2 protein-coding genes are annotated in these 3755 nt (G+C 53.4%); both read right to left on the minus strand.

All coding sequences use genetic code 11. The features are described 5' to 3' along the window. Nucleotides 1–127: 127 nt before the first annotated feature. Entirely contained in the window at nucleotides 128–1333 is a 1206-nt protein-coding gene (locus RMSM_RS19200) for a DUF1559 domain-containing protein (RefSeq protein ID WP_040768183.1), read from the minus strand. A gap of 1027 nt (nucleotides 1334–2360) precedes the next feature. After that, nucleotides 2361–3632 (minus strand): FG-GAP repeat domain-containing protein, encoded by a 1272-nt coding sequence (locus RMSM_RS19210; RefSeq protein ID WP_008699850.1) that lies wholly within the window; start codon nucleotides 3630–3632, stop codon nucleotides 2361–2363. Between the last annotated feature and the right edge of the window lie 123 nt (nucleotides 3633–3755).

Raw genomic sequence — 3755 nt, forward strand, 5'->3', positions numbered from 1 at the left:
CAAAGCTACGAAAAAGTTGCCAATCGGCTCATCGAAATACCTAGTTAAGTTAAGAGGGAGGGGCAAAGAAAAGCTTCCGTTTCACAACGATGGAAACGGAAGCTGGGGCAGCATGTTTAAGGATCAATTAGAGCTCTTGGTCTAGGACTTCCTTGGAAGCACGCGTACCGAGAGCTCCCCAAAAGCCGTAGGGGCTCGGCGCACCGGGTACGGATTGGGGGTCGTCGTGGTTGGCTTGGTTTCCAACCTGACCACGTTCCAAATTGCCGGCGTCAATCGAATCGGTAACGAATTTGACCGCGCCATCCGCCATCAACACATGACATCCGCCCTGGTGTCGGCTGCCCGGAGGAACAATCCCTTGCGATTCGTGATTGGACCCCATGCATACTTCGCTATTGGGAGGCAAAATGGTGGTCATTTGCGTATACAGCGGACGAGAGAATGCCCACTTGTAACCTCGTCGTTCCTCGGCACCGCCAGTCAATGTTGCGCCGGTGCCCCAGAATTGCGGTCGCTGCGGATCTCGCATTGCATCGCATGTCCGATTGTTTCCCATGCGGACAATCGGAGTCGAGCCACTGTTGCCCGCATGCGTGCGAACATCACGGTCACCCAAATCGGTCACAATTTCACCAGCACAGATTGTGTTGGCCAAGCCGTCCAAGATGTCGCGAAATTTCATTGCTTGACGATGCACGAACACTCCACGTTGGGCCGCTCGGACACGTTGGGCAAATTGTGGGTTTCCATCGTTATCAACAGGCCCGTCGGCACCCATGTCGATAGAATCGCCAGAACAAACTGCATAGTTTGTACGTCCCTGGGCCGGTAGCCCCACGCCGGGATCACTCGGACAACGGTAGGACGCAATGTTGGTCAACCACGGCTCGAATCGACCGTCATTATTGTGGTGCGACAACGATCGATGCGGACTCGGACCCATCGCCTGTACATCGACCGTGCCATCACCGTCTAAATCCCTGGGCGTAGAGATTTGCTCCCACAACGCCTGTTGCTCAATAAACGGCGTTAAACCAACTAGGCAACTCAGGTCCCGTCGTGTGTTGCCGCGCATGTTGAAACCGTCATACGCCGCGTTGGAAATATTGTCGGTTCCACCACCGTGAATCGGCAACTGTTTATAGGCCGAATGATAGTTGTGAAATCCCAAACCGATTTGCTTGAAATTGTTGCTGCAACTCATCCGCCGCGCAGCCTCACGCGCCGCTTGGACTGCAGGCAACAACAAACCAACGAGAACGCCGATGATGGCGATCACGACGAGAAGCTCAACAAGAGTAAAGCCTCTCCGATAGCTCGTGCGGTACATAGATAACTCCTAAATGGTAGATGAGAAGAATCGAGATGCTTGATAAGTGATGGGGCACCGGGGTGACGCGTAGAACTCAGCGATACATCTCATCACGATCGTTGACAAGTGTATCGCAGGAGGTTCGATCTCCCGCATCACAGAAATTTCGAGCAAAAACATAACAGACATGCACCGCCAGGGCCAACCCACACAACGTCTCTACGGAGAGAGAAAGTTTCTCAGTTTGCTTGTGTGTGTTAACCTGTACACCGTTTGCGCCGCGTCTATAGACATATAGCACAACGAGAGTAATTGTAACGCCGTCGATCGGCATATGACAAGGCTTGACGGTGGTGCCAACGTTCGGACAATACTCTATGTCGGCTAGTCGACGCGTCAGAGCAATTTGGATTGTGAGAATCAAATCGCCCGAAGAGCTGGTCGTCGCAGCGGGGATCGTTTGCCTCTTTACTGCGTTTTTTTCGCGGTATTTGTGCCCGATCGGCGATCGACGCGGGCAGTCATTGGTCCCCAATGTGGCTTGGGCTAGCGACGAGCGGTTGTCAGGATTTTGCAGCTTTGAAAAACTGGCGATGTGATGCAAAATCAGCTGGACAACTTCATAGGACTCGCTTCCTTTCGAGGCTCTGTCTGAAAACGGATCAAAGTCGCCGTTCACTCCGCGAAAGTGGTGAGAAGAAGCCGCCTTCGCGAAGCGAGAAACCGCTTGTCAGACAGAGCCTAGCGAAGCACTGTTTCAATGCGGCAACAGGAAATGCTTCGCCGGGTTGTCCAAGCCGGTACACAACCCATTACGGCATGATTTTCGACTTGGGGAATACGGTAAGTCTTTATTTTTCCTGGTCTTACGAACGATCCGCTGTTTCCGCTCTGGCCATGCAAAACCAGCGCAGGGGCAATAGAGTCATTCTCGCGGTTAACAACATTGGACTACGGCGACACCATTTGTTTGTTGGTCATTTCGGCTCGATCGCTAGAAGCCGCGTAGCGAGAGGCCGCCGAATTTTCGATGTCGTAGGCGTATTTATTCGCTCACAGTTGGATTTTCAAACCAAATGACTCCCCAGCCACCGTTTTCCTCGGTCGTTGCAATGTCTTCGTCTCCATCGCCATCGATGTCGGCGAGATAGACGTTGTCCATCTTTTTCCGCGTTGCGGCGCCAGGCGTTTTCAACACGCGAGTTTTCCAATTGCTTTTCATCATCGGGTCACCGTCATAGGCGGCTGTCCACAAGTCACCTTGTTTCGGTGTGACCACAATTTCTTTCGTCTGCGGGTTGTCATCGAGGTCAACGATGGCCACGCCCTTGGGAAAGTTTCCGCTAGCTTGGTCGAGGATAATTTCGTGATAAGTCGGGTTGCCGGATTGGGTGGTGCGCAACAAGACGGTCAGCTTATTTGTCCATTTGTTTGAGCCTTCCTGTCCTCCGGCGATCGCGAGATCGATCGCACCGTCGCCGTTGACGTCACCAAGGCCAACGAACATCGACGTGTGGGGATGCAGCGGTTCGCGAGGCCATGGTTGGGTGATCCTTGCGGCGCCTGGATTGCGGTACCAAAAGATTTCGTGTCGCCGGTCGGCAACGACCATATCGGTCAGCCCGTCGCCGTTAACATCACTGGGGATGCAGTTCATCGGCCACTTTGCGTTTCCCAGGGAGTGCTTGGACCAATTCTTCGCATCGTGCTTGCCTTCACCCGGTTGCTTAAACCACGTTTGCCCGCCCACCACCAGATCGTTGAGTCCGTCGGCGTCGACATCGATCACCAACGGCACGCGTTGCTCGTGGTTAAACAGAATCATCTTTTGCCACTTGGACGCATCGCGAACGGACGATTGTCCCGGATTGAAGTACACCCAACCGCCGTTGGCGATGTAATCGATGTCTCCGTCATTGTCCAAGTCACCCATCGACGAGTCTTCGCACGGACCATGTTTGAACTCGATCCAATCCGTCCAGAGTTCACGACACGCATCCGCGCCGGGGTTGAAGTACAGCCGACTGTACTTGCCTTCTTCGTAATTCACGAACACGTCGACATCTCCATCATTATCCCAATCATGGAAATTGATTCCATCGGGGCCGTGGTCGTCTGGATCAGGCTGAATCACATGACAACGCCACCCGCCGGGGCCAGACTTACCGGCGTACGATCGCCATGTTTCATTCGCGACGACGACGCTCGAAAACAGAAGTACCAGTGACAGGAAAACGCCTTGCATTACAGCACGTTTTTTCGCCACTGCGATTCGGACACAAAATGAGAAGTCCGGCTTGTTGTTGCTGAGCATCATGTTGACCTTCGTCGAGCCTAGGTGTGAGCGAATGGCCTCCGGATAGGAGCGTGGTACCGGTATTGTATTGGCAAACGCAGTCCTTTGCTTCGATAGCTATACGGAAAATGCGTACCGGGGTGT

This window comes from Rhodopirellula maiorica SM1 (genome assembly GCF_000346295.1).
GTDB classification, from domain to species: domain Bacteria; phylum Planctomycetota; class Planctomycetia; order Pirellulales; family Pirellulaceae; genus Novipirellula; species Novipirellula maiorica.